Genomic DNA, 26,013 nt, shown 5'->3' on the forward strand with positions numbered 1-26,013 from the left:
CACCTTGCTAATCCGTTAAGTGTGGATCAATCACACCACCGTTGAGCAGATAACGTTGGAACTTTTCATAGATAGGTGAAAAGAGGCTGCTATCTTCAGAGGCGAGCATTTCTTTTGGAAAATAAAACCGTTTATCGCCTGTTGCCCGACCACTCAGCGCAGCAACCAATGGTGATAAGGTTGACAGTTCCTCTAAAGTGCCGTCTTTTTGCATGATTTCGATTTGAGTTTTCGGGTTCGCTGAGGCAGGATCATATTGATCATATGGCAAGTCGAAACTATCATTTTCGGCGGTGTAATATTGCGGATCAAACCCGGCTTGAGCCACCAACGCGCGTAGTTTTGGAAGCAGCGCGGCCGTTTGATCGGTAAATGTCACTGATTTCAGTGGGCGGCGATTCAAGAAGCGATCCGCAAAGTCGCTTAAGATACTGTCGGGATAATCTAACCAGTACGTAAAGTAGGTGTTGAGCACACCGTCATCTAACTTGAGGTAGTCGCTTAAGCTAAAGGATTGCTCGAAAAAGGGCACCAGTAAGCGTGGTGAAAACCCGGGTTCAAACTGTCCGGACTCATACAGAAACTTAGCCCGTTTTAGTAGGTGGAAGAGAATGACCTCCATGCCGCGGGATACGGGGTGAAAATAGACTTGTTGATACATCTGAAAGCGGCTGACAACATAGTCTTCTACCGCATGCATCCCGTTGGCTTCATAAGCGATACCATCAGAATAAGGTCGCATCACCCGCAAGATTCTAGAAAGATCAAAAAGCCCGTATTTGGTGCCGGTATAGTAGGCATCATGCAGCAAGTAATCCATTCGGTCGGCGTCAATTTGACTGGAAATCATCTGGACGACTTGCGGATTGGGATAAGTATGGTTGATCACTGAAGCCACCTGCTCGGGAAATTCCGCACTCACACCGCGCAGGATACGGTTAACATTGGTATGCGGATCCGTGAGAATAGCGCGGGTAATTGCCTCATGATCTGTCCCGAAAATATGCTCAAACGTATGTGAGTATGCGCCGTGGCCAATATCATGCAACAGTGCAGCACACAGGACAACCGGACGTTCAGCGTCATTCCAAAGGCCATCACCAGGCGTTTGACTGGGATAGTTAATGACAAAATTGTCGCACATCTCCCGCGCAATTTCATAAACCCCAAGTGAGTGGGCAAAGCGCGTATGCTCAGCTCCTTGAAAGACATAATCCGAGACCCCTAGTTGTTTGATTCGCCGCAACCGCTGAAACTCCGGGGTATTGATTAAATCAAGAATCACGCGGTGTTGGACGTGAACATAATTATGAACCGGATCGCGAAAAACTTTTTCCCGTGGTAATTTTTCAAATTGCATGATGTTCTCCCATCTTTTTTAAGTTGCGATTGCGTGTACGTAAATCGGCGGTGGCTGCAGCGAGCGCTTGATGGTAAGCAGGATCGCGCAATATTGCCGGCATCGAGTTCATGTCGGCTGCGATGCCGTAAGTTGCTAAGGCATTCAATATGGCAAGAATCGCCTCATTACGCGTCAGTGGCCGATCAAGTAAATCGCTAAGGGTGGTCATCGTTTCTGAACGGATAAGCGGAAAAGTAAAATGGGGACTGGCGCTGGCATGCCCAGCCCGATAAAATCGACGTAGTAAATCGCAGCGGGCATTTTGATCACCGAAAATGCTGCAATAAAGCATCACGACCACCCCGGCCTGATTCCGGCGCTGGGCCATGCCGGCGAATTTTTGGCCGCCGACACTCAAATCGTATTTGCCGGGACAATAGGAATGCGTGATTTCACTGGTGGCAATTTTCAGCGCTGGAAATGCGGTCCGAAATAGTGACGTCATAAGCTCATAAGCAGTATCGATGGTCAGGCGCGTTTCATTGGGTAAAAAAAGCGAGACATTCAAAACGCCGCTGTCGGCAATCACCGCTAGCCCACCGGAATTGCGGACAAAGACGCCATATTGTTCGCTGCTCAGGACTGGCAGCCCATGCCCCAATTGTGGTAACTTTAAATCTTGCATACCAAGAATGACGGTTTGTTCAGCCGTCCAGAAATGCAGCATCAGCGGTGGATGGAGCTCGGGATGGGCTAATAACGCATTGGTGTGGGCAAAGCTGAGCGGCGCCTCATCTTTGGTGAAGTCTTGCTGGAAGATGGCTGCTTGCTGACCAGCCAGTGACGTTAAGTCCATTGTGCGCCTTCTTTCATAATAATAGATTACCTATATTATAGCGAAGGTAACCGAACACGTCAGGCACAAAGCCATTTTCATTGGGATAAAGGTGTTTGGGGGTGCGGGAGTCTGGCGTGTAAGGTTTTGGGCGCGAGTTCTCTTTTATGCCCATAACGCGCTCCCCGGCGCAGGGATCTGCGTGTAAGGACCTCAGGCGCAATGGCCAAGAGCGGGCCATCGCACCTGAGGCCACTTACACTCCGATCCCTAACCGCGCCGGCTCGCGCTCACTCACGCTCTGTACTCGACCCTCTTGACCTGTGAGCGTACAATACTCTATAGAAAGGATTGACATTATGGATCTTTCACAAGGAGTGCCGATTCAGATTCACCTTGAAACGTTTGTGACGCAAGGTGATGATCAGGAGACACATGTTTTTGATGAACCCGGAACGTTGGTACAGATGGGGAACGCACTTTATATTCGCTATCAGGAAGTGGACGAGGATGCAGGAACGAGCATGCCGGTCACGATGAAACTGCGCGAAGACGGTGATATTCAACTTTCGCGTGGCAGTAGTAATGGCGATACTCAGTTGAAACTGTTTTTTGCGGATGAAAAACGGGTTTTGACCCGCTATCGGACGCCATACGGTATTATTCCGGTTGAAACGGTGACACCTCGGATCGATGTGCGAATGACCACGGAACCGGTTGCGGGTGAAATTTATGTTGAGTATGAGCTTTTTGCCAATCGCCAACATTTAGGAAATTATCGGTTGCGATTGCAATTTAAGGCCTGAGCGGGTATGATAGAAAACAGACTGTAAAGACTGTGGAAAGGGCGTGTATCGGTTGAAACTCAAAGCATTTGCCAATGCCGATAAATCAGAATTATCAATGATCGAAGTAGCCCATGAGATCCTCGAAGAAAAAGGGGATACCATGGCGTTCGTTGATCTGGCCAATGAGATCCAGAATTATCTCGGTAAGAGTGACGAAGAGATTCGTGAACGTTTGCCGCAATTCTATACGGATCTCAATGTGGATGGCAGCTTCATTTCTTTAGGCGATAACGTTTGGGGCCTGCGCGCTTGGTATCCATACGATTCCGTTGATGAAGAAGTTAACCATCCGGAAGACGAAGAAGAAGTGCCACGTCGCAAGAAACGTAAGAAAGTTAATGCGTTCTTGGCGGATGTTGCCGATGACGATGACGTGATCGATTACAACGACGATGATCCTGAAGATGAAGATCTCGACGCTGATAGCGATGACGATGATTTCGATGATGATGACAGCACTGGCTTTCATGACAAGATCGGCAAGGCCGGCGATAGTGACGATGACAGCGATGATGATCCTGATGATGGACTTCCCGATGGCATTGAAGGTCAGCTAGCTGAATTTGGCGACAATGACAGCGACGAAGATGACGACACCGATGACATCACAGCTGACTTCTCCGGCGATGACGATGATGACAGCGATGATGCTGACGATGAAGACGACAACGATAAACATTAATGGTTTAACGGTCACACTTTTTAAGGTGTGGCTTTTTTGTTTTCACGAGCTTGACATTTTTCCTGAAAAGCTGATACTGCCATCATAGTGTAATGACTCACGCTTATCATGATGCGTTTCCCAGCGCAGAAATTTGCGTGTGAGGGCCTCAGCCACAATGATCCAAGCTGATGGCTCGCTTACACTTCGATTCTAAGTACGCTGGCACACACTCAGGAGGCTATTTATGATTTCAGAGGATCTTAAAACCCGTCTGGATACGTTTATCGATGCTATTCTTGCTATTATTATTACGATCATGGTTTTGGAATTGCCGGCGGAGAGTTGGCAAAATCATACACATATCAGCGAGTTTTTTCTAGCGGTTGGCATTTATGCAGTTAGTTTCTGTTTTGTAGCAAATATTTGGTATCAGCAAGCGACTTTGTTTAGTCAGGTCAAACAAATCCCGCGGCGAATTGTCATCTGGGAATTTATTTTAGTTTTCCTACTTTCGCTGGTACCGGCATTGACGCGCTTGATGTCTGGTGACGTTGAAGTGCTTTCGGTGGTTATTTATGGTGCACTGTATCTTTTAGTGATTACCGTTTTTCGCATTATTTCACGAACGATTGTGCATCAGCAAGCTAGTAATAAGGCCGAAATGCAACAAATCTACACGAGCATTTACGGCGCCCACAACTTGGAAAATTTCTTGATGATTGCCGCAATTATGGTGCTGGCGGTATTTTTACCTAAAGCTGCTTATATTTTGTACATTGCCATTCCAATCCGCTCATTTTTTACAATCGACAGCGATGCCCGCGAACTCACCGGTATGCAGCAGATGGCGACAACAGGGCAACGGAATTACTTGAAGATGAATCGAGATCAGCAGATGCGATTCCGGCGACTTGTAGGTGAATACATTCGCGATTTACGCAGTGCTCATGGCGACCAAGCGGCAAACAAGGCTGCTTGGGAAAAGTTTAGCCGTACTGCGCAACAGGAATTGAAAATTGATCCGGCAATACTTGATCAGTGGTTTACGGCATTTCGGCAAAGCAAAAATAAAGATTACCGCAATAAGACGCCTAGACGACCAGATTCAAGGCGTTCATGAGCAGCATTGGAAAATTTTCAAAATCGTTGACGTAAAAAACACAATTGGTATACTTGAAATAATTATTTATTTAATCTTTGGATAGGTGAAATTTTGGGTATTGTTGAAACGAATAAAGGAATGTTGGCGATGCCGGCTTGTCGGGGCAAGCTGTACATTCAGCGGGATGCTTATTGAGTGTTATCCCTGACGTTGGAACCAGTTTCTAGGATCGTTAACGTTCAGTCACCATGATTGCGGAGATTTTTCATGACATATTTTGATAAAACTATCGACTTTTTTGCGAAAACATATCAGGTTTCAGATCTTCTAGAAAAAGACGAGAATGATGACTTTGTTTTCTTTAAGATTAGAGGCCTTTCATCCTACAACAACCTTATGCATGCGCTAATTTTTCTTTCAGCAATGGCCGGTTTCCTTGAACAGCTAAGTCTGCCGCTGCAAATTCAGGTTACGCAAATACCACTTTCCGGGAATGAATCTAAGGTCGACTTCATTGTCACAAAGCTGCTCAAGTCTGAGTATCGTCATGCCGTTCAAAAGCTTGAGAAGGCTGTCAATCAAACTAATAGAAATGCAAACGGTGGAAAACGATTCGGCTTCTAAGATTGTTTTTAATTAGCCGCTATTAGTGGGAGGAACGCTATGACATATTTTGATAGAGCCATCAATAACTTTGCTGAAGCATGTAAGGTGTCAGAATTGCTAGAAAAAGAAGAAATTGAAAATTATATCTTCTTGACTATTAATCATCTTTCATCCTATGGCAATCTCATGCATGCACTCCAATTTCTTTCAGCACTATCCGATTTTTTTGAACAATCAAATCTGCCGCTGCGGATTCAAGTCACAACCATACCACTTCCGCATAATGAATCTAAGGTTGATTCCATTGACATCAGGTTACTCATTACTGAATATAACCATGCTGTCCGCAAGATGGAGGAAGCCGTTAACCAAAACGATAGAAATGCAAATCAAGGGGAATGACTTAATACCATACCTTTAAGCATCAAAAAAGCAGCGATATTCGCTGCTTTTTTGTGATCATCATTGACCTAGTACGTGCTTGTTGCTTTTACCGGAACGTTTAAAGCGGCCAACGTCCTTGCTTTAACATCGTGCTCAAATTGGCGTCTTCAAGCAGTGACTTATCTGTGATCACACGCTTGAGCACCTTGGCAATGAAGCCGGTGTACTTGTGGCTCTTGCCGATTTGGGCGATACCGTCTTGACTGCCAAGCGATGCCACAGTGCCCTTAGGTTTGTAAACAAAGTCCGTTAACGGTTGACCGTTTAGTGCTGCGGCGACATTCTTGCCGGCGTGATCGCCTTCTTGGGAGGAGATTTGCGCCGTGGTTGGATAAGGTCGGCCAGCGTCTGTCATCACTGCCGATACATCCCCGATGATGAAGACTTCAGGATGGTCGGTTAGATTCAGGTGATTGGAAACAACTACGCGATTGCGGCGTTGGTTGAAGCCGGAATCGGCGATCACATCGCTGCCTGAAACACCGACTGTCCAGATGATCGTGTTGCCTTCGACCTTCTTTTCCTGATCGCCGTCAGCATAAACAACGGCATTAGGTTCGATTTTGGTAATCTTGGAACCGGTCATCATCGTAACGCCATGGCTCTTTAGATAATCCATTGCATAATTTGCTAACTTTTCATCGAACATCGGCAAAATACGCGTTGCCATTTCCATGGAGATGATTTTGACAGGTGGCGTATCATACTTTTTGGCTAATGCCGGTAGACTATGTGTCAATTCGCCTAATAATTCAACCCCAGTGAACCCTGCGCCTGCGACAATAACCGTTAAGTCTTTGGGATCTTGTGACTGCTTGTAATTGGCGACACGCTGTTCAATTGTCTTGGCAATCGTTTCGGCGGAGGTCACATTGTCCAGTGGCAAGGCGTTTTCTGCGGCGCCAGGTAGCCCAAAGTCTTCAGAGCGAAAGCCGAGCGCGATAATGAGATAGTCGTAACGCAGCGGCGCATGATTTTCCAGTACCACTAGCTTGCTCGACACGTCAACCTTGCTGACCTTTGACTGGATAAACTGAACATCTTTGGGAAGAACCTGCTGGATATTAAATGTAATTTTCGTTGCAGGCACGGTACCTGCTGCTACTTCATGAAGCTGTGTGCGCTCTTCATGATTGGCGTTTTGGTCAACCACTGTGAGCGTCGTTCCTTTTGGCGCGAGCTTACTCAAAGTTTTAACGGCCCGAATGCCCGCATATCCGGCACCTAAAATGACAACATCTGCCATTGATTTACCACTTCCTCATTTACAAAATTGTTTTTACATGCGTTCAATTGACCACAACCTTATTGTAACAATCTTATTGCTATTCACAAATGTTAGGCTCATATATTTGTAGGAAAGTGAGTGAAAGAGTGAGCGTGTTTTGACCAAACTTCAGTCGAGATGATGGACATGGGCCTCAGGAGACTGATAAAATTCACTGATGGAGCATCGTTGACCTGACGTATCCTTTTATTCAGTTAGGTTTGAGTTTTTCGTTCATGGTTTTGATACTTACTTTTTTTCATTAATGCTTGACGGATCTCGTACAATTGGTTAATATACATTTTGGGCGCTTTACAGAAGTGTAAAGCCAATACGGTTCAAGCTCCCTGTTCGTATGAACAGGGAGCTTGTTTTTGTTTTTCCCGATTAATTTAAAAAGGAGACTGGCTATGACCAAGTATATTTTTGTTACCGGTGGGGTCGTATCGTCATTAGGTAAAGGGATTGTTGCTGCATCCCTGGGTCGTTTGTTAAAGAATCGCGGTTTGAAGATTACGATTCAAAAATTTGATCCATATATCAACGTTGACCCAGGCACCATGAACCCTTATCAGCATGGTGAAGTGTTTGTCACCGATGATGGTGCTGAGACTGACCTCGACCTTGGCCATTATGAGCGGTTTATTGATATTAACCTGAACAAGTACAGCAATGTCACAACCGGGAAAATTTATTCTGAAGTCCTGCAACGCGAACGCCGCGGTGAATATCTCGGCGCAACGGTTCAGGTCATCCCCCACATCACCAACATGATTAAGGAAAAGGTTATGCGCGCTGCCAAGCATAGCGATTCCGATGTCATTATCACCGAAATCGGCGGCACTGTCGGGGACATTGAATCCTTGCCATTTCTTGAAGCAATTCGCCAAATGAAACGTGATGTTGGTTCGGAAAATGTTTTCTATATCCACGCAAGCTTGGTACCATACTTGCGCGCGGCAGATGAAATGAAAACCAAGCCGACTCAGCATAGCGTCAAAGAATTGCGCAGTATCGGGATCCAGCCCAACATGCTAGTCGTACGAACCGAAAAACCGATTACAGAAGAGATGAAGAAGAAAATTGCGTTGTTCACTGATGTGCCGGAAAATGCTGTCATTGAATCACGCGATGCCAAGACCCTTTATTCAATTCCGTTAGCCCTGCAAGCCCAAAAGATGGATCAGATCGTCGTCGACCACTTTGGCTTTGATGTCCCACCAGCCGATATGACTGATTGGACTAAGCTTGAGCATAAGGTTCAGCACCTCACGCATCAAACCAAGATTGCCTTGGTTGGTAAGTATGTTGCGTTGAAAGATGCCTATATCTCAGTTGCCGAAGCACTTAAGCATGCTGGTTACTACTGGGATTCTGATATCGACTTGCAGATGTTTCAGGCTGAAGACGTTAATGATGACAATGTAGAAAGTCTGTTACAAGGTTTTGATGGCATTTTGGTTCCCGGTGGTTTTGGCGATCGCGGATTAGAAGGCAAGATTGCGGCCATTCGTTACGCACGGGAGAATGATATTCCGTTCCTGGGCATCTGCTTGGGTATGCAAATGGCTTCGATTGAGTTTGCACGTAATGTCTTAGGACTCAAAGATGCTGGAACAACCGAGACACATCCTGATGTCAAGGATCCGGTCATTGATTTAATGCGTGATCAGGTTGGCGTGAAGAATCTTGGCGGAACACTGCGGCTTGGCCTTTATCCATGTGTCTTAAAGCCGGGATCCGTCGCAGCAAAGGCTTATGACAATGCTCATGAAATCGAGAAACGTCATCGTCATCGTTATGAGTTCAACACCAAGTACCGTAAGCCAATGGAGGAGAAAGGCTTGGTCTTTTCAGGGGTTAGCCCGGACGACCGTTTGATGGAAATCATTGAGTATCCGAAGAATAAGTTCTTCGTTGCCTCACAGTACCATCCAGAGTTCCAATCACGGCCAAACAAGCCAGAAGGACTGTTCAAAGCCTTCATCCAATCAGCTGGCGATTTTAAAAATTAGTATTTTTGCGTTTGAAAACTGCCTTGAGGTTCAGTCCTTGAGGCTGTTTTTGTATTTGGGGGTGGGATTGTGGCGGAGGTCAATTTATGCATTTTCGTAATGCGCTCAGAGTTGCAAGGGGTCTGCGTGTGAGTGGCTCGAAGGCGATGGCAAAAGGGGCATCATGGTTGAGGCCGCTTACACTCCGATCCCTAAGCGCGCCGGTTCGCGCTCACTAACTTTTAGTCCTTGTTTTTTGCGTGCTGATTCATTAAACTTGTATATTGAGTGCATGGCGAATGGGTCATGGCTTGCCTACCAGTGTTCGTGATTGATATTTGAAGCATAAAATGCAGGTCAGCTTCAGCCTACTTGAAATGAACGACCTTAAGTGAGGATTTAATTCAAATGGAAAAAATGCTGATCCACGGCGGAAAGAAATTATCCGGTGAAGTTGTGATCGGCGGTGCAAAGAACAGCACGGTTGCTTTGATTCCGGCTGCAATTTTGTCGCGCACCCCGGTGACACTTGATTCAGTGCCGCATATTCAGGATGTCTATAATTTGATGGCGATTCTGAGTGATATGAATGTTAAATCGGATTTTACCGAAAATGTTCTGACAATTGATCCAACCGAAATTAATGATGTGCCGCTGCCAAACGGTAAGATTAAGAGTCTGCGCGCCTCCTATTATTTTATGGGCGCGTTATTAGGGCGCTTTGGCAAAGCAATTGTTGGGCTGCCTGGTGGCGATGATATCGGTCCGCGGCCTATTGATCAGCATATTAAGGGATTTGAAGCGTTGGGTGCTTCAGTGAGCAATGAACACGGGGCGATGGCAATTAAAGCGCCGGCTGAAGGCTTACATGGTGCCCGTATTTTTCTGGATATGGTTTCAGTTGGCGCCACCATCAATGTCATTCTGGCGGCGGTGACGGCAAAAGGACGAACGGTCATCGAAAACGCTGCTAAAGAGCCGGAAATTATCGACTTGGCAACCTACCTGAACAATATGGGTGGCAAAGTTCGCGGTGCCGGCACGGACGTTATTCGCATTGATGGGGTGCCAACGCTTGAGGCGCATAATTCGCATACGATCATTCCCGACCGAATTGAAGCAGGCACTTACTTAGCCATGGCGGCTGCAGTAGGTGAAGGCGTTAAAGTTAAGAACATCATTTCCGAACACTTAGATGCATTTTTGGCTAAGTTGGAAGAAATGGGTGTGGTGATGGATGTGGGCGAGGATAGCATTTTCGTCTATCCATCCGGCGACTTGAAAATGGTCCAAATTAAAACAATGCCGTATCCGGGATTCGCAACGGATTTACAACAACCGATTACGCCACTTATGTTAAAAGCGCATGGTGAAGGCTTGATTATCGACACCATTTATCCCAAACGAGTTCGGCATATACCGGAACTGTTACGTATGGGCGCTGACATTACGATTGAAAATGACGTGATTATTTTGCACCACTGCGATCATCTTCAAGGGACCGAAGTTGCGGCCGAGGAAATCCGTGCCGGTGCGTGTCTCATGATTGCTGGGCTAATGGCTGAAGGCACCACAACGATTACGAAGGTCGATAATATCTTGCGCGGCTATGACCGGGTTGTGATGAAATTACGTGGTTTAGGTGCAGATGTTGAATTAGTAGATTGAGATTGCGTTTACTGTTTGCGCGTGATAGACTGTTAGAGTTGTAGTCAGAGTATCTCTAGATCAGGCAATGATTTAGGGCAAAAGGAGTAATTGATTATGAAGCAAGGCATCCATCCAGATTATCATCTAGTTGTATTTATGGACTCAGCAACTGGTTTCAAATTTATTTCGGGTTCAACCAAAACTTCAAAAGAAACCATTAAGTGGGAAGATGGCAAAGAATATCCGCTGGTTCGGGTTGAAATTTCATCTGATTCACATCCCTTCTACACCGGCAAGCAGAAGTTCACGCAGGCTGATGGTCGGGTTGATCGTTTCAACAAGAAGTACGGCTTCGACAAGAAATAAGCAAAAAAAGCAGCCTTTTGAGGTTGCTTTTTTGTTAGCTTCAACTTATATAAGCATAAGCCGTTTTATTTATTAAACATATTTCTTGTTGAAAATGGAATTACATATCATTAAGGAATTGATATACTTAAATCAATAAGGCAGAGGTATTTTAGCCTTAAGCTTACACATTAACTTACACTCCCAAAAAAGTTCCCCCAAACTTTTCCACCTTTAATGGTGGTTTTTTTGTGTTCTCAAAGTCTTGAGCGTGGGCATTATATTTTTAATATAAAATATTTATGGGTTCCCTAAATCGGCCGTTAAAATGTGAATTCTGCCGAGAAGTATATTTTGCTTCGATAAAGTTTTTTTGCGGCTAAACTGAAGGTTACGTGGTTAACAAAACCGAGGATAACAAAAAAACAGCTTTTCAGCTGCTTTTTTAACGCTAAGATTCATTGAGCTTGTGGGATGACTTGGTTGATTAAGTTTTCAATTTCGGGGCCTGACAGAATCTGTTGTTCTAATTTGAGATTTTGAACAACCTTACCATCATGGATGATAATGAGATACGAATCCTTGTACCCGTCGTTTAGATAAATAAACGTGATATCAGATAGAATCGTCACTTGTGCAGAAGCGGCGCCGCCCATAATTGGATCGGCGCTGGCGTCACTGTAAAAACTGATGGTGCGCTCTGGATCGGGGTCGTTCAACAAGGTGAGCTCAAATTCGAGCTTGGTCGCAGTGTGATCAGTGTCAAAATTTGCATCATGCGTCAGATCATTGACATAATAAGGAAAGTTAAAGGCTTTGGCGACTTCTTTGACGACGGACTGGCTCATGGCAATAAGTTGATCTTCGGGTAACGTTTTGATTGGCATGGAATCACCTCCTAAAGCTGAGTCTACACCAAGCGCTTACAAAAGCATATTAATTGCACTGATGCCAGAAAATGGCGGGCTTCGTTTCTCGAGTTTGCTCTTGAGCCAAAACCCACGACTTAAATGGCGCACTCCCGACCACCATATTGATGGAAGCGGGAGCCGGAAACAGACATAAACAAAAGCGCGGGTTGCCTCTGCGCGTGCCAGGAGTAACCAAGCTGGTTCACAATCACAAAGAAAAGAGGAAAATGATGACTAAACGATCGAATTTTTTGTATTGGTTAAACATCGGTGGCGATATACTTTACTTACTGATTGTCGGCGGGCTTTATCTTAGTGGTCATTCTTTGTTTCATGGTCAGATGATGCTACTTGCTCAGGTGGCATCAGGCATCTTAATTGTTAGTTTGCCGCGTTTGATGGAGCACTGGTGGCATTTCCGTTTTCCGCCGAGTTTGATTTACTTATTTGAAATTTTTATCCTCTTGAGTGTTTTACTGGGTACAGGATTGCAATGCTATAGCGTACCGTACTGGGATAAGTTTGAGCATTTATTCAGTGCGGCGATGCTTGCTGGGCTTGGCTTTGCTATTTTTACAGCGCTGACGCCGGCAAAACGGTTGGCCGCGACAAGTCCATTGCTCATGGCTTTATTTGCCCTTGCGTTTGGGACAACCATCGGGGTATTGTGGGAGTTTTATGAGTTTACATTTGATGGGTTACTGGGTATGAACATGCAGCGATATATGGCTGCTGGCGGTGAACTATTACGTGGGCGGGCCGCGCTCATGGATACGATGGGTGATTTATTGATGGACTTTCTGGGTTCATTAGGGTTGGCGTTGGTTGGCTATTTTGGCATTAAACGTGACTTAAGCTGGTTGAAGACGTTTGCTTTTCAACCGCATCAAGCTCGGCATAAATGAGTTGCCTAGTGCTACTTAATGCAATAAATGTTGCAGGTTCATGGTGACATTGGGCGTAAGCAAGTTGGGCTGATAGCGCACGAGAAAACGGTACTCTTCTGCGGCAGCTTGGCGTTTAGCCGGATCATCGCTGGCGGCTAGCCACATTAACCATTGGCCGAGTGTTTCGCCAGACATAAATTCGCGGGCGTGATCAAATAAGGCCGGCCAATCTGAAGCCGTTGCCATCACGGCCATGTGTCCGAAAATCTGTGGGTCGACCGGTAGCTCAGGTAGCTGAATCGGACGCGGTTGCAGGCGCTTGAGAAACGTATCAAAGTCCGGCGCAACCGTCAGCCATTGATCGACTTCGGTGTCAATGTAACGTATTCGGCGAACCTCATGATGCAAATCAAAGCCGAAGTATTGGTGAGCAGTGTGGGCAAAAGGCAAAAAGTCTGATGGCAGGTCGTCTGAGGTGATTGCCGGACCGGGTGTTGCCAGTGCATGAAGGCCGACGCCGGTCAAACCATCGCTTGTCGGCTCCGATGTCGGCAACCACCAATTTTTAGGGAAAATCCCATTTTGAATGATTGAAAAATAAGTCGAAGGTATGAGGTCGGTTTCTGGAATTGTTGGTAAATTAGGTTGTGGGATCTTTTTTGGCCATGGCAGCATGTTGCAACCTCCTCTTTTCTTGTTAGCGCCAGTACCTAGGTGATGGGTGCGATTTTTAGCGTGTTTTCATAGCTGCAGAGAGGGCCGGTGCCTAACAGTGCAGTTTGTCGATGTCACGTGCGCTTTAAATTCATCATACTGCATGAATGAAGAGCCGCGAAAGTCGTATAATAGTGGTGGGAGTATTAAGGGGTTTTAACCATGCGGAATGCACTGATTTATGTTCATCATGAACCATTAGCCCATTTGTTTTTGACTTATGGGATTTCGGCGAGTGACTTGCTGAATAGCCATCAAAAACTGCCGGAACATTTGCTCCTGTTGCCACCTGTCAATGAACAGGAACAGATTGATCCGCACACTTGGTTTAATGTTATCAATGGCAAAGATCAAGTACGGGATTTTTTGCGTAGTAAGGAAGGGCAAACCCGCTGCTGGTTGGATTATTCGCGTTCGCGGTTTTTGCAGGAACTGACCCCTAATGAGATCGCAGAACTGCTATACTTAGGTCATGCGAAAACGCATCTGAACTCACCGTTTTACTATAAATTGCAAAATGAGCTGGTTTATTTGCCGATGCGTAATGGCACGGTCAATATGTATTTACGGCATGAAAGCTTATTTGAGGCCTTTTTAGCTGCGGCGATCAATAAATACTTACGACGAATTGCCAATGAACAGCCATTTTGGTTGCGGCTGCGACAACAACACTTTTCACACTTGTCGCACGGTGCGTATACGCAGCTGCTACCTTTACTTGAAGATGGTGTGGTGTTTGATTTCCGTCACGTTCAGTTTTCGCGTGAACGGATCACGATTCCGTTGCTGGCGCTGCATGAGCGGTTTATTCCGGATGGTATTTTTCCGGATGAGACGGCGCGTAAACTCGGTAAGCTAGTTTTAATGCGGCAAAAGAATCAATGGTTGCTAGATCCCGATAGAAATCAAGAAAAAACCGAGCGCTAAAGAAACTGCCTGTTGCGGGGCAGTTTCGTGTTTTTAGGCAGGAAGAACCTGTTGTAATTGCAAATTGTTCCGTGATTTTGATTGAAAAATGTTTGTCATCTTGTTGAAAAACGAGGTGAAGTTGAAGAATTGGAGTCGAGTTAATGATGAAAATGACATTGGCAGAGATCGCACGTGTCGTAAAAGCCCAGCCGCTCTCTGAAACAGTCGGTTCGCAAGTGGCAACCGGGGTGGCATTTGATTCGCGGCGATTGAAGCCGGGAATGTTATTTGTCCCATTGCGTGGCGAGCGTGACGGGCACGAGTTTATTCCAGCGGCGGCTGCTGCGGGGGCAGTCGCAACTTTTGTGGCAGAGGACCATCTGCCAATGACGACTAAACTGCCAACATTGGTGGTCCCGGATCCGCTGGCCGCCATGCAGAAGTTAGCCCAGTATTATTTGCTAATGAAGGTGAACCCTAAAGTCGTTGCCATCACCGGCAGCAATGGGAAGACCACGACAAAAGACATGACTGCGGCGATTTTGGCAACGCAATACCATGTTGTGAAGACGCCGGATAATTACAATAATGAAATCGGTGTCCCAATGACGATTCTCAGTATGGAGCCCAATACCGAAGTGCTGGTGCTTGAGATGGGAATGGATCGGCCTGGCCAATTACATGCATTGTCATCGTTGGCCGAACCGGATGTGGCAGTGATTACCATGATTGGCGAGGCTCATATTGAATTTTTCAAGACGCGCGCTAAGATTGCAGATGCCAAGATGGAAATTACGGATGGCTTGAAAGAGGATGGCACCTTTATTTTTAACGGTGACGAACCATTATTAGTGAGCCGCGCTAAGCAAGTTACCCAATCGCAAGAAACATTTGGTTTACATCCGGAAAATACGCTTTTTGCCCATTCGATTAGCGGCCATCGCAATCATACCGAATTTACCGTCGAACAGTGGCCGGAATTGACCTTTTCAATCCCTATTATGGGTGAATACAATGTGGTCAATGCTTTGGCTGCGTTGCTAGTAGGTCGGCGTTTCCATGTCAAGCCGGAAGCCATGCAAAAAGCACTGGTGCATTTTCAGGTGACGGCTAATCGCACGCAATGGTTAATTGGCGATGTCGGCGAGCAGATTCTGAGCGATGTTTACAATGCCAACCCCACTGCGATGAAAGCAGTCATCCATGATTTTAGCGAGTTTCAGACGGCAGGACGCCACATTGCTGTTTTAGGTGACATGCTTGAACTTGGCGAGCAAAGCCGGGCGTTGCATGCGGGACTAGCCGATGCACTTGATCCGCACGAGATTCAGGAGGTTTACTTATACGGTTCGGAAATGCAGGCACTTGCCGAAGCGTTAACGACAAAGTATCCGCAAGATCAAGTACACTATTACCCGCTGGATGCCAAAAGTACCATGATTCGCGATTTGCAAAACGATGTCGGGCACGATGACATGGTGTTGCTAAAAGCGAGCCATGGTCTGCATCTGGAAACTGTTTTGGCTGCGCTGGTCGCAGGCGGACATGCGTGAATCGGACTTTGAACAAGATATTGAGGGGCATCAGTAAGTTTAATTTTCTTGAAAATACTAAAAGCTTTTACTACTTTTAATAGATGAAAGTGGGCATTACCTGTGCCTGGTTAACATATCTCGCAATCGCCGTCCTTGTTTTTCGATAGTGGACGTGCTACTATTGTTGGGATATGTTTTTTTGTCATTTACTGAAAATGCACGTGACGCCCGCGGATTTCTTGAAAACACGCTTGGGTAAACGCGTGCAAGAATTCTCAAGGAGGAACTCATTTGAAGTTTAAAGAACTAGGTTTGGATCATGATCTCTTAAAGGCAATCGCCCAGTCAGGTTTTGAGGAAGCGACGCCGATTCAAGCGGAGACGATCCCACTGGTTCTGGAAGGCAAAGATGTGATCGGTCAAGCCCAGACCGGTACCGGGAAAACGGCAGCATTTGGCTTGCCAATTCTGCAACACATCGATAAAGCCGACCGGAGTATCCAAGCATTGGTCATTTCCCCAACTCGGGAATTGGCGATTCAGACCCAAGAAGAGCTTTACCGTTTAGGCCGCGACAAGAAGATCAAGGTTCAGGCTGTCTATGGCGGCGCTGATATTCGCCGCCAGATTCGTCAGCTTGCTGACCATCCGCAAATTGTGGTTGGGACACCTGGTCGGATTCTTGATCATATTGGTCGTCATACCTTAAAGTTGGAACACCTTGATACCTTGGTGTTAGATGAAGCCGATGAAATGCTCGATATGGGCTTCATTGACGATATTGAAAAGATTGTTGAACAAATGCCGACCGAGCGTCAAACATTACTGTTCTCCGCGACGATGCCGGCAGCGATCATGCGCTTAACCAACAAGTTCATGAAAGAACCTGTGATTGTCAAGATTAAGGCTAAGGAACTGACAGCAGATACCGTTGAGCAATATTATGTTCGGGCCAAGGACTATGAAAAGTTCGATGTCATGACACGACTGTTTGACGTTCAGGATCCGGACTTGGCACTGATTTTTGGACGGACCAAGCGTCGTGTTGACGAACTGACACGGGGATTAAAGGCACGCGGCTATCGGGCTGAAGGTATTCACGGCGATTTAACCCAGCAAAAGCGAATGAGCGTTTTGCGGCAGTTCAAGAGCGGCCAATTGGATTTTCTGGTTGCAACCGATGTCGCTGCTCGTGGGTTGGACATTTCTGGTGTCACCCATGTTTACAACTATGATATCCCGCAAGATCCGGATTCCTATGTTCACCGTATCGGTCGGACGGGACGCGCCGGACATAAAGGGGTATCCGTAACCTTTGTCACGCCAAATGAAATTGAATATCTGCACACCATTGAAGATCTCACCAAGAAGCGGATGTTACCGATGAAGCCGCCGACAGCTGAAGAAGCATTAATGGGCCAGATCTCCAGCGGCTTAGCAACCATCAAGGAACAAGTTGAAGCTAACGATACCGAAAAGTATGAAGCAATGGCTGAAACCTTGTTGGAAAACTACACCCCGTTGCAGCTGGTTTCGGCGTATCTCAAGGCAGTCAGCCCTGACGATGCGAGTGCCGTTCCGGTTAAAATTACACCAGAACGTCCATTACCACGCCGCGGCCGCAACAATCACGGCCATGGCAACAATCGTGGCGGTTATAAAGGCGGCTACAAAGGCAAGCGACGCGATGGCGGCTATCAAGGTAATCGCGATGGCAAGCGCAGTTACGACAAGAAGCGCAACTTTGGCGACAAACGTAAAAACGTTAAGCGTAATTTCAAAATCCGTACGGGTGAATAATCACCAGTACGTTAATAGACCGGTCATTCATGCGAATCAATGACCAGTGCTGAAAAGCGATCCTGGTGATGCAAGTCTGCATCTTCCGGGATCGTTTTTTCGTGCTCACTAGGCGGCTGTTTGGTGAAATGTTAAAATAGCGGTATCACAGATTTGTGGGAGGCGGCCATGATTTATGGTATTGGAGTTGATGTGACAGACTTGGCGCGGATTCAAGCGGCTCAAGAGAAGAACCATGGATTTGCTGCTAAGATTTTGACGCCGAAAGAATTGGCGAATTATCAACAACTCGATGGTCGGCGAGCGGTGGAGTATTTATCCGGTCGCTTTTCGGCTAAGGAGTCCTACTCAAAAGCTTTTGGGACAGGGCTGGGTAAAGTTGCCTTGCAAGATGTGGAAGTTTTGAATAACGAACTTGGCAAGCCAATTGTGACGAAACATCCCTTTCCCGGAAAGGCATTTGTTTCCATTTCCCATAGTGAGACTTTGGTGTTTACCGAGGTAATATTAGAAAAAGAAGGTCCTGAACGTGACGATCGGTAACTTGCGACCAGCAACGGTTTTGATTGATGAAACGGCAATTTTGCATAATGTTCAACATGAGGTGGCGCGCTTGAAAAAGCAGACGCAACTGTTTGCCGTGGTAAAGGCGGATGCATATGGACACGGCATGTTGCGGGTGGCGCATGTGGCTAAGGCGGCCGGTGCCAGCGGTTTTTGTGTGGCGTTGCTTGATGAGGCGTTGGATTTACGGGCGGCAAACTATACAGAGCCAGTGCTGGTTTTGGGAATCGTTCCGAGTCAGTATGCTGCTATTGCGGCTGCGCAGACGGTTTCGTTACCGCTCAGTAGTGTTGACTGGCTCAAGCAGGCCTTGCCAGTTTTAGAGGCGCAACCGGAGTTACCACCATTGCGGCTGCATATCGCTTTAGATACTGGTATGGGTCGGATCGGATTTACGGATGATCAGACACTTTTGGATGCCGTTGCCTTCATTCAGGCACATCCCAAGGCGTTTACGATTGAAGGGATCTTCACGCATTTTGCTACGGCTGATGATCCTGATGATGCTTACTTCAAACAGCAAGTTGCCAAATTCAACCATATGGTGGCTTTGTTACCGCACCGGCCACGCTATGTCCATGTGTCAAATTCGGCAACAAGTCTTTGGCATGCAGCATGTAACGGCAATATGGTTCGTTATGGTGTGGCAATTTACGGTTTGAATCCATCAGGTGATGTGATTCCGACCACACCGTTTCCGCTTGAGCCGGCTTTGTCACTGGAGAGCGAATTAACTTTTTGCAAGCAAGTTCATGCCGGCGATGGGATTTCTTATGGGGTGACGTATCGCGCTACAGGTGATGAGTTTATCGGGACGGTGCCAGTCGGTTATGCAGATGGCTGGCTGCGGCGGTTACAGGGCTTTCACGTCTTAGTTGATGGTCATCTGTGTGAAATCGTCGGGCGAATTTGTATGGATCAGTTCATGATTCGCTTGCCAAAAGCTTATCCGGCAGGTACAAAAGTTGTGTTAATCGGGCAAAGTGGCGACCAGGAGATTACGCTATTGGACGTTGCTAAGTATAGCCACACCATTCATTATGAAATTGCCTGCAATTTAACATCGCGGTTGAAACGTCAAAGTATCAACCCGATTGCGCGTTAAAATCGGTTTCGGTCGCACAGGATGAGACGAGGCGATTTTTTGACAGGTAGCCCATCAGCTGATTTTGTGCTAAAGTATCACCATGAACTTGGGAAGTTGGAGGAAGTTGTCATGAAGAAGGAAACGTCAGTAACGGTCGCGCTTGATAGTGCTATCAAAGCGCGTTTGGATGCCTATTGTGAGTTGAATGATATGGGTGTTCAGGATGTCATTACTGAAGCAGTGGCGAAGTTTTTGCAGTCACAAGCACCTGAGATCAATCAGTTGATTTCGGGCTATGTGGCAATGGGACAAATCAATACGGAAATCAGCCATGCTTTCTCCGCCTGCGAAAGTGAGGCATACGCCCATATTCGATAAGCAGCAAGGGGGCCAAAGCATGGATGTAACAGTCAAACGCGGGGATGTATTTTTCGCCGATTTATCGCCGGTTGTCGGGTCGGAACAAGGCGGCAACCGGCCCGTACTTATTATTCAAAATAACGTTGGCAATCACTATAGTCCCACCGTCATTGTGGCTGCCATTACCTCCAAAATCCAAAAACCCAAAATGCCCACTCATGTCGGTTTGCGCGCCAAGCAAGACGGGGTTGAGCGTAATTCAGTCATTTTGCTTGAACAGATTCGTACAATTGATAAGCAACGGTTACAGGCACGCGTTACCGCTCTTTCAAGTGCCAAAATGGCAGCGGTGGATCGAGCACTGGCGATATCGGTCGGACTCGTCAGCTTGCCTAAGCCGAAAACATATAATAAAAACTAAGCAAACGCCTCGATGAAAAAGAGGCGCTTTTTTGATGAGCGTGAGCCAGCCCGGCTTCTGGGCTGGCGAACGCGTTATGGGCGTAAACCAGAACATAAGTGGCCTCAGGCACAATGGCCGGTCTTTGGCCATTGCGCCTGAGATCCTTACACGCAGATCCCTGCGCCGGCGAACGCGTTATGGGCGTAAACCAGAACATAAGTGGCCTTGGGCGTGATGGCCGGTCTTTGGCCATTGCGCCCAAGGTCCCTACACGCAGGCTTCTGGGCTGGCGAACGCGCTATGGGCGTAAACCAGAACATAAGCGGTCTCAGACGTATGGCCGGTCTTTGGCCATTGCGCCCAAGGTCCTTACACGCAGATCCTTGCGCCGGGGAGCGTGTTATGGAGAATAAGTAATACATAACCAAGCTTAAGTAAGGGAGCGGTAAACGGTATGAAGCAAACAAAAATGGGTATTCGCGGTTGGGTTTTAAATGCTTTGGTGGCGGCTATTTATATTGTTTTATCGTTAGGACCGGCCAGCCTTAATCTTGCCAGCGGGGCGATTCAGTTTCGACTCTCGGAAAGCTTGAATCATTTAGTGGTCTTTGATCGGCGCTACTTGATCGGCGTGGTTTCTGGCGTCGTCATTTTTAACGCGATTTTTTCGCCATTAGGTTGGTTGGATGTTGTCTTTGGTGGCGGTCAGAGCCTTATAGGGTTATTGTTGGTAGCTTGGTTGGCGCCTAAGCTAAAGCAATTATGGCAACGTTTTGCGTTGAATATTGCGGTCATGACACTGACAATGGCGTTGATTGCAGTTGAAATTATTTGGACCGGTCACTTGAAGTTTGCCACCATGTTTCTGCCAACATATGGATCTCTGATGCTGTCTGAGTTCATTGTCATGACCCTTTCTGCTCCAGTTATGCTGGCACTTGACCGGATTGTTCATTTTCGGACGACCATGGCGCAAAAATAGGGATGGTGCCTAAGTTCTTTCGTGATACAGGGTTTATTTGGAATCTGTGAAGACTTATTTGAAGTTATAAGCGTGTCATGGTACAGCGGATAAACGGTTCTAAAGCAGCAAATTGCCTGCTTGGAGCCGTTTTTTTGTGGTTATGACGGCAATTTAATTTGTGCATGACAAAACAAATATGCGCAATCATCACGCGTGTTCGGTCAAAAAAATCTTGTCAATGAGACATGATTAGAATAATATGAGAACAATAACGCTGATAAGGACCGGACGTTAATGAATAAGGCGGAGATTCTATGAAAAGATTAAAAGATGATACCAATCTAATGTATTTGCCTGAATATGAGCATGCGGCTTGTGGCATGGGTTTTATTGCCCAAGTTGATGGTCATGCCAGTCATGAAATCGTGGAAAAGGCATTGACCATGTTGCAGCGGATGAATCATCGTGGGGGTACTGGCGCGGAACCTGATACCGGTGACGGTGCCGGAATCTTGATGGCGATGCCGGATGCGTTTTTTCGCGATGAAATGACGCAAGCAGGATTGACACTGCCGGCTAAGGGTGACTATGCGGTTGCCCAGTTGTTCTTACCCCATGATGAAGCCAAAAAGGCCGCCATGCTGCAGGCTGTGGTTGATCAAATTGATGACGCGGGCTTTCCGATACTTTGGACCCGTAACGTGCCGTTTATTTATGAAAATTGCGGTCCGGCTGCGCAACAAGCAATGCCGGGTTTTGTTCAGATTGTGGTGCAACGTCCAGCTGACACAAAGGCCGGGCGTGAATTTGAGGATCATTTATATGCGTTACGCCGCCAGTTGGAAAAGACCTTTGATCGGCAATCAATGTACATTTGTTCTTTTTCCAGTCGTACGCTAGTCTATAAAGGCATGTTGCATGCGTATCAAGTCAGTCTTTTTTATCCGGATTTGCATCGACCACAAATGCAAAGTGCTATCTGCTTGATTCATTCTCGTTTTTCGACCAATACGTTTCCCAGCTGGGATCGGGCACAACCGTTTCGTTTTCTGGCGCATAACGGCGAAATTAATACGCTTAAGGGCGCCGAAAATTGGATGACAAGCCACGGTATCGAAATTTATGACGAAACCGATTCCGACTCTGCTAAGCTGGAAAACTGTATGGAATACTTATATCGACACGGCCGTTCAATTCCGCAATCGTTGCTGATGATGGTACCGGAAGCCTGGGGTGCCGGTACCGAAATGTCGGATGAACAGCGCGCGTTTGACGAATATAATGCGACGTTTATGGCACCGTGGGATGGTCCCGCTGCTTTATGTTTCACTGATGGTATTCAAGTCGGCGCATTTCTTGACCGTAACGGATTGCGTCCATCGCGGTATACCTTGACCAACCAACGCCAACTGGTCGTCGCATCAGAATCCGGGGTCGTGGATATTGATCCTGGCGATATTGTTGAAAAGGGGATTCTGGCACCTGCAGAAATGCTGCTGCTTGATACAAGTACAGGGCGGATTTTCAAAACCGATGAGCTAAAACGGCATTGTGCAGAAGGCTATCCATACCAACAATGGCTCAATGCTAATCGGCTCACACTTGATCAATTGCCAGAGGTTCAGCCTAAAGAAGACATTGCACCTGATCAGCTCAAAAAACTATGGTTGCGGCACGGGTATACGCATGAAGTCATTCAGACAGCGTTGATCCCGATGGCTGAAAACGGCGGCGAACCTGTCTTGGCAATGGGGTTTGATTCGCCATTAGCAGTTTTAAGTAACCACCCGCAATCACTCTTCACCTACTTCAAACAATCTTTTGCGCAGGTGACCAACCCACCGATTGATCCATTACGGGAAAAAGTGGTCATTGGAACGTTTGGTTTTCTTGGCCGCGATGGCGATTGCACGCGCGATACTGCGGACAATTGTCACAAACTCAAAATTGACAGCCCTATTCTGGATGACCGGGCATACGCTAAAGTGCTTAGTTTGGACTTGCCGCTTTTGAAGGTCGCTAAGTTATCTTTGGCCTACGACTTGACGGACCGACCTGATCGCCTGGCACATGTGCTCAAAGAATTGTTTACCCAAGCAGAAAATGCGATTGATAACGGGGCGACGATTCTAATCTTGACTGACCGGCCAGTTGCCGATAACCAGCTGACGATTCCGGTTCTTTTAGCCGTGTCGGGATTGCACAATTATCTGGTACGTCAAGGCAAAGGGACAGCGGCATCGCTAGTGGTGGATACGGCCGAAGCTTGCGAAATTCATCATTTTGCCTGCTTGGTCGGGTATGGTGCGGCGGCCATTCATCCTTATGGCGCATTTGCCACCTTGCGTGAGCGCGGCTATGACCAGCAACTGCCGTCATTTTGTGCTGCTGCCACCAAAGGCATTATTAAGATTATGAGTCGGATGGGGATTTCGACGACTGCCGGCTATCAAGGAGCCCAGCTGTTTGAAGCGGTTGGACTGGCGGATGATGTCGTTGCCCAATACTTTACGGGCACCCCAAGCCGAATCGGCGGGATTAACCTGAATCAGTTGGAAAATGAGTACTATCAGAAGTATCAACTGGCTTTCAGTCATCATGCCATTGATGATTTACCTTCAGGCGGCAGCTTCCAATTCAAGGCAGATGGAGAAGCGCATCTTTATAACCCTAAGAGCATTTACCAGTTCCAAAAAGCGGTCAGAAGCGGTGATTATCAGGCCTATCAGCAGTATGCAGCGGAAGTAGAACAGGAAGCCAAAACAACCCCGGTCACCTTGCGTTCGATGTGGACGATCGTACCAAGCGGCCAACAAGCGGTTCCTTTGAGTGAGGTCGAACCGGTCAGTGCCATTGTGAAACGCTTCAAGGCCGGGGCGATGAGTTTTGGCGCCCTTTCAGAAGAAGCGCATGAAACCATTGCGATTGCGATGAACCGGCTGGGCGCCCGTAGCAACTCGGGTGAAGGCGGTGAAAATCGCAATCGGTTCCATGTCGGGGCAGATGGCGTTAACCGCAACAGTAAGATCAAACAGGTTTCCACGGCACGATTTGGCGTCAATACCGAGTATCTGATGAGTGCCGAAGAAATTCAGATTAAAATGGCGCAAGGGGCTAAACCCGGTGAAGGCGGGCAACTACCTGCTGGCAAGGCATATCCGTGGGTGGCGAGCATTCGGGGTTCGATTGCCGGCGTCCAGCTGATTTCACCACCGCCGCATCATGATATTTACTCGATTGAAGATTTGGCCCAGTTGATTTACGATCTCAAACAAGTCAATCCTTATGCCAAGATCAACGTTAAGCTTGTGTCCTCGACCGGAGTTGGCACGATTGCCGCCGGAGTGGTGAAAGCCGGCGCGGATACGGTCGTCATCTCAGGTTATGACGGCGGGACCGGCGCTGCTCCCCGAAACTCCACGCGTGACTGTGGCTTGCCGTGGGAAATGGGATTGGCAGACGCCCACCAGACGCTGGCATTAAATCGATTGCGGCAGCGAACGACTTTGGAAGTTGACGGTAAACTCTTAACCGGGCGCGACATTGCGGTTGCGATCATGTTAGGCGCCGAAGAGTTCAGTTTTGGCACCCTGACCATGGTAGCGCTGGGATGCGTGATGATGCGAAAATGCAATCTCAACACCTGTCCGGTCGGCATCGCCACCCAGAATCCGGAATTGCGCAAACTCTACGCCGGACGTCCGGAAAACGTCATGCATATGATGCAATTTTTAGCCGAAGATCTGCGCGAACAAATGGCGGCTTTGGGTTATCGCACCGTAGATCAAATGGTTGGACACGGAGAACACCTAAAACCTCGCTATGTGCCATATGGCAAGGCAAAGACATTGAATTATGACCGAATGTTAGGCAAGACGATTCCGATTGCGCGTAAAAAAGCCAATCCATTTAAGCCAAAATACGACTGGCCGGATTTGGATCGGTTTGCTGAAACCAGTCTTAAACAGCAAAATGCCACCTTGATTGATTTACCGATTAATAATGTGGATCGGGCGGTTGGAACGCGCCTGGGCGGATGGATTGCCGCGCATTTTGGCAATAATGGGTTGAAACCGGGGCAGCTGCAGTTTAACTATCACGGTACGGCAGGCCAGAGTTTTGGGGCGTTTATTACGCAAGGATTAGCCATCAAACTGGTCGGGGAAGCTAATGACTATGTGGGTAAAGGACTTTCTGGCGGCCGGTTGATTGTGGCGGCACCAGAACAGGCGCGTGAACTTTATACGCATTCACCGATTGTCGGCAATGTTGCATGCTTTGGGGCAACGGGCGGTGAGGCTTACTTCAACGGGCGGGCCGGTGAACGTTTCTGTGTCCGTAATTCCGGGGCACAAGTGGTCGTTGAAGGCGTCGGCAATAACGGCTGCGAATATATGACCGGTGGGGTTGCCGTCATTTTAGGGCGCACAGGGCGCAATTTTGCGGCCGGGATGACCGGTGGCGTTGCGTATGTTTACGACTGGGCACATGACTTTGCCAAAAATTGCAGTCAGGAGCTCGTGGACTTGTACCGGCTAGATGAAGCAGGCGATGATAGTGTGCTGCTGGATTTATTGAAAAAGCATGTGCAATATACACAATCCGAGACGGCCGAAATGATTTTGACACACTGGGAAACCGAGAAAACAAAGTTCGTGAAAGTTTATCCGCGTGATTATCATAAGATGCGCGATCTCATTCAAAAGTTTACCAAGCCCGAGTTGTCTGAAGAACAGGTCATTGAGCAGGCTTTTGACACGGCGATGGGCAATGGACACTAGC

General features: G+C 47.2%; 23 protein-coding genes. 18 read left to right on the forward strand and 5 right to left on the reverse strand.

The window, feature by feature from the left end:
* Positions 1-7: 7 nt before the first annotated feature.
* Positions 8-1,360 carry an HD domain-containing protein gene (locus ACWP87_RS03630; RefSeq protein ID WP_005685257.1) on the reverse strand — a complete coding sequence of 451 codons (1,353 nt, stop codon included), beginning with the start codon at positions 1,358-1,360 and terminating at the stop codon, positions 8-10.
* Positions 1,350-2,198 (reverse strand): lipoate--protein ligase family protein, encoded by an 849-nt coding sequence (locus ACWP87_RS03635; RefSeq protein WP_005685259.1) that lies wholly within the window; start codon positions 2,196-2,198, stop codon positions 1,350-1,352. The genes ACWP87_RS03630 and ACWP87_RS03635 overlap by 11 nt, the downstream gene beginning before the upstream one ends.
* A 338-nt stretch (positions 2,199-2,536) precedes the next feature.
* On the opposite strand from ACWP87_RS03635, the gene ACWP87_RS03640 reads away from it, so the two are divergent.
* The 5 genes from ACWP87_RS03640 (at position 2,537) to ACWP87_RS03660 (ending at position 5,799) form a co-directional block, all read left to right on the forward strand.
* Positions 2,537-2,983 (forward strand): YwiB family protein, encoded by a 447-nt coding sequence (locus tag ACWP87_RS03640; RefSeq protein ID WP_005685261.1) that lies wholly within the window; start codon positions 2,537-2,539, stop codon positions 2,981-2,983.
* A gap of 52 nt (positions 2,984-3,035) precedes the next feature.
* The gene (rpoE, locus tag ACWP87_RS03645; RefSeq protein ID WP_005685262.1) at positions 3,036-3,707 is read left to right on the forward strand and encodes a DNA-directed RNA polymerase subunit delta; all 672 of its coding nucleotides are present in this window, start codon (positions 3,036-3,038) and stop codon (positions 3,705-3,707) included.
* Between the two features lie 226 nt (positions 3,708-3,933).
* Entirely contained in the window at positions 3,934-4,809 is an 876-nt protein-coding gene (locus ACWP87_RS03650; protein WP_005685263.1) for a TMEM175 family protein, read from the forward strand.
* 249 nt (positions 4,810-5,058) lie between these two features.
* Entirely contained in the window at positions 5,059-5,415 is a 357-nt protein-coding gene (locus ACWP87_RS03655) for a hypothetical protein (protein ID WP_005685264.1), read from the forward strand.
* 39 nt (positions 5,416-5,454) lie between these two features.
* The gene (locus tag ACWP87_RS03660; RefSeq protein ID WP_005685265.1) at positions 5,455-5,799 is read left to right on the forward strand and encodes a hypothetical protein; all 345 of its coding nucleotides are present in this window, start codon (positions 5,455-5,457) and stop codon (positions 5,797-5,799) included.
* Positions 5,800-5,899: 100 nt separating this feature from the next.
* Here ACWP87_RS03660 and ACWP87_RS03665 read toward each other — a convergent pair whose 3' ends face one another.
* Positions 5,900-7,087: an NAD(P)/FAD-dependent oxidoreductase gene (locus ACWP87_RS03665; RefSeq protein ID WP_005685266.1), complete on the reverse strand. Its 1,188-nt coding sequence runs from the start codon at positions 7,085-7,087 to the stop codon at positions 5,900-5,902.
* Positions 7,088-7,518: 431 nt separating this feature from the next.
* Here ACWP87_RS03665 and ACWP87_RS03670 point away from each other — a divergent pair, with 431 nt between their 5' ends.
* From ACWP87_RS03670 to ACWP87_RS03680, 3 genes are all read left to right on the forward strand, one after another.
* Positions 7,519-9,123, forward strand: coding sequence for a CTP synthase (locus ACWP87_RS03670; protein WP_005686647.1), 1,605 nt, complete (start codon positions 7,519-7,521; stop codon positions 9,121-9,123).
* A gap of 387 nt (positions 9,124-9,510) precedes the next feature.
* Entirely contained in the window at positions 9,511-10,770 is a 1,260-nt protein-coding gene (locus tag ACWP87_RS03675; RefSeq protein WP_005686643.1) for a UDP-N-acetylglucosamine 1-carboxyvinyltransferase, read from the forward strand.
* A 96-nt stretch (positions 10,771-10,866) separates the two neighbouring features.
* Positions 10,867-11,118, forward strand: a complete 252-nt coding sequence (locus ACWP87_RS03680) for a type B 50S ribosomal protein L31 (protein WP_005686641.1) — start codon at positions 10,867-10,869, stop codon at positions 11,116-11,118.
* Between the two features lie 437 nt (positions 11,119-11,555).
* On the opposite strand, the gene ACWP87_RS03685 is transcribed toward ACWP87_RS03680, so the two are convergent.
* Positions 11,556-11,984, reverse strand: coding sequence for a hypothetical protein (locus tag ACWP87_RS03685; RefSeq protein WP_005686640.1), 429 nt, complete (start codon positions 11,982-11,984; stop codon positions 11,556-11,558).
* Between the two features lie 254 nt (positions 11,985-12,238).
* Here ACWP87_RS03685 and ACWP87_RS03690 point away from each other — a divergent pair, with 254 nt between their 5' ends.
* Positions 12,239-12,913, forward strand: coding sequence for a hypothetical protein (locus ACWP87_RS03690; protein ID WP_005686639.1), 675 nt, complete (start codon positions 12,239-12,241; stop codon positions 12,911-12,913).
* Between the two features lie 15 nt (positions 12,914-12,928).
* Here the strand turns inward: ACWP87_RS03690 and ACWP87_RS03695 are convergent, their stop codons facing one another.
* Positions 12,929-13,570 (reverse strand): SMI1/KNR4 family protein, encoded by a 642-nt coding sequence (locus tag ACWP87_RS03695; RefSeq protein WP_014570136.1) that lies wholly within the window; start codon positions 13,568-13,570, stop codon positions 12,929-12,931.
* Positions 13,571-13,771: 201 nt separating this feature from the next.
* Between ACWP87_RS03695 and ACWP87_RS03700 the strand changes: the two genes are divergently transcribed.
* From ACWP87_RS03700 to gltB, 9 genes are all read left to right on the forward strand, one after another.
* The gene (locus tag ACWP87_RS03700; RefSeq protein WP_005686637.1) at positions 13,772-14,536 is read left to right on the forward strand and encodes a hypothetical protein; all 765 of its coding nucleotides are present in this window, start codon (positions 13,772-13,774) and stop codon (positions 14,534-14,536) included.
* A gap of 146 nt (positions 14,537-14,682) precedes the next feature.
* Positions 14,683-16,071 carry a UDP-N-acetylmuramoyl-tripeptide--D-alanyl-D-alanine ligase gene (locus ACWP87_RS03705; protein WP_015765066.1) on the forward strand — a complete coding sequence of 463 codons (1,389 nt, stop codon included), beginning with the start codon at positions 14,683-14,685 and terminating at the stop codon, positions 16,069-16,071.
* A gap of 273 nt (positions 16,072-16,344) precedes the next feature.
* The gene (locus ACWP87_RS03710) at positions 16,345-17,853 is read left to right on the forward strand and encodes a DEAD/DEAH box helicase (RefSeq protein WP_005686635.1); all 1,509 of its coding nucleotides are present in this window, start codon (positions 16,345-16,347) and stop codon (positions 17,851-17,853) included.
* Between the two features lie 168 nt (positions 17,854-18,021).
* A complete protein-coding gene (gene acpS / locus ACWP87_RS03715; RefSeq protein ID WP_005686634.1) occupies positions 18,022-18,396 on the forward strand; it encodes a holo-ACP synthase in 375 nt (124 codons plus the stop codon).
* Entirely contained in the window at positions 18,383-19,522 is a 1,140-nt protein-coding gene (alr, locus tag ACWP87_RS03720; protein ID WP_005686633.1) for an alanine racemase, read from the forward strand. Before acpS ends, alr begins: the two co-directional genes overlap by 14 nt.
* Before the next feature lie 111 nt (positions 19,523-19,633).
* Positions 19,634-19,882: an antitoxin gene (locus tag ACWP87_RS03725; protein WP_005686632.1), complete on the forward strand. Its 249-nt coding sequence runs from the start codon at positions 19,634-19,636 to the stop codon at positions 19,880-19,882.
* Positions 19,883-19,901: 19 nt separating this feature from the next.
* Positions 19,902-20,285 (forward strand): type II toxin-antitoxin system PemK/MazF family toxin, encoded by a 384-nt coding sequence (locus tag ACWP87_RS03730; protein ID WP_005686631.1) that lies wholly within the window; start codon positions 19,902-19,904, stop codon positions 20,283-20,285.
* 436 nt (positions 20,286-20,721) lie between these two features.
* The gene (locus tag ACWP87_RS03735) at positions 20,722-21,249 is read left to right on the forward strand and encodes a QueT transporter family protein (RefSeq protein WP_005686630.1); all 528 of its coding nucleotides are present in this window, start codon (positions 20,722-20,724) and stop codon (positions 21,247-21,249) included.
* A gap of 296 nt (positions 21,250-21,545) precedes the next feature.
* Positions 21,546-26,012: a glutamate synthase large subunit gene (gltB, locus tag ACWP87_RS03740; protein WP_005686629.1), complete on the forward strand. Its 4,467-nt coding sequence runs from the start codon at positions 21,546-21,548 to the stop codon at positions 26,010-26,012.
* Position 26,013 lies beyond the last annotated feature (1 nt).

Source organism: Lacticaseibacillus sp. 22 (genome assembly GCF_055413445.1).

Excerpts from the sequence above, each read along its gene's own strand:
- ACWP87_RS03635 (WP_005685259.1), bottom strand. The coding sequence starts at position 2,198 with ATGGACTTAACGTCACTGGCTGGTCAGCAAGCAGCCATCTTCCAGCAA.
- ACWP87_RS03655 (WP_005685264.1), top strand. The coding sequence starts at position 5,059 with ATGACATATTTTGATAAAACTATCGACTTTTTTGCGAAAACATATCAG.
- ACWP87_RS03735 (WP_005686630.1), top strand. The coding sequence starts at position 20,722 with ATGAAGCAAACAAAAATGGGTATTCGCGGTTGGGTTTTAAATGCTTTG.
- ACWP87_RS03660 (WP_005685265.1), top strand. The coding sequence starts at position 5,455 with ATGACATATTTTGATAGAGCCATCAATAACTTTGCTGAAGCATGTAAG.
- ACWP87_RS03700 (WP_005686637.1), top strand. The coding sequence starts at position 13,772 with ATGCGGAATGCACTGATTTATGTTCATCATGAACCATTAGCCCATTTG.
- ACWP87_RS03725 (WP_005686632.1), top strand. The coding sequence starts at position 19,634 with ATGAAGAAGGAAACGTCAGTAACGGTCGCGCTTGATAGTGCTATCAAA.
- acpS (WP_005686634.1), top strand. The coding sequence starts at position 18,022 with ATGATTTATGGTATTGGAGTTGATGTGACAGACTTGGCGCGGATTCAA.
- ACWP87_RS03730 (WP_005686631.1), top strand. The coding sequence starts at position 19,902 with ATGGATGTAACAGTCAAACGCGGGGATGTATTTTTCGCCGATTTATCG.
- gltB (WP_005686629.1), top strand. The coding sequence starts at position 21,546 with ATGAAAAGATTAAAAGATGATACCAATCTAATGTATTTGCCTGAATAT.
- ACWP87_RS03670 (WP_005686647.1), top strand. The coding sequence starts at position 7,519 with ATGACCAAGTATATTTTTGTTACCGGTGGGGTCGTATCGTCATTAGGT.
- ACWP87_RS03695 (WP_014570136.1), bottom strand. The coding sequence starts at position 13,570 with ATGCTGCCATGGCCAAAAAAGATCCCACAACCTAATTTACCAACAATT.
- ACWP87_RS03690 (WP_005686639.1), top strand. The coding sequence starts at position 12,239 with ATGACTAAACGATCGAATTTTTTGTATTGGTTAAACATCGGTGGCGAT.
- ACWP87_RS03685 (WP_005686640.1), bottom strand. The coding sequence starts at position 11,984 with ATGCCAATCAAAACGTTACCCGAAGATCAACTTATTGCCATGAGCCAG.
- ACWP87_RS03630 (WP_005685257.1), bottom strand. The coding sequence starts at position 1,360 with ATGCAATTTGAAAAATTACCACGGGAAAAAGTTTTTCGCGATCCGGTT.
- ACWP87_RS03680 (WP_005686641.1), top strand. The coding sequence starts at position 10,867 with ATGAAGCAAGGCATCCATCCAGATTATCATCTAGTTGTATTTATGGAC.
- ACWP87_RS03650 (WP_005685263.1), top strand. The coding sequence starts at position 3,934 with ATGATTTCAGAGGATCTTAAAACCCGTCTGGATACGTTTATCGATGCT.
- ACWP87_RS03665 (WP_005685266.1), bottom strand. The coding sequence starts at position 7,087 with ATGGCAGATGTTGTCATTTTAGGTGCCGGATATGCGGGCATTCGGGCC.
- ACWP87_RS03675 (WP_005686643.1), top strand. The coding sequence starts at position 9,511 with ATGGAAAAAATGCTGATCCACGGCGGAAAGAAATTATCCGGTGAAGTT.
- ACWP87_RS03640 (WP_005685261.1), top strand. The coding sequence starts at position 2,537 with ATGGATCTTTCACAAGGAGTGCCGATTCAGATTCACCTTGAAACGTTT.
- ACWP87_RS03705 (WP_015765066.1), top strand. The coding sequence starts at position 14,683 with ATGAAAATGACATTGGCAGAGATCGCACGTGTCGTAAAAGCCCAGCCG.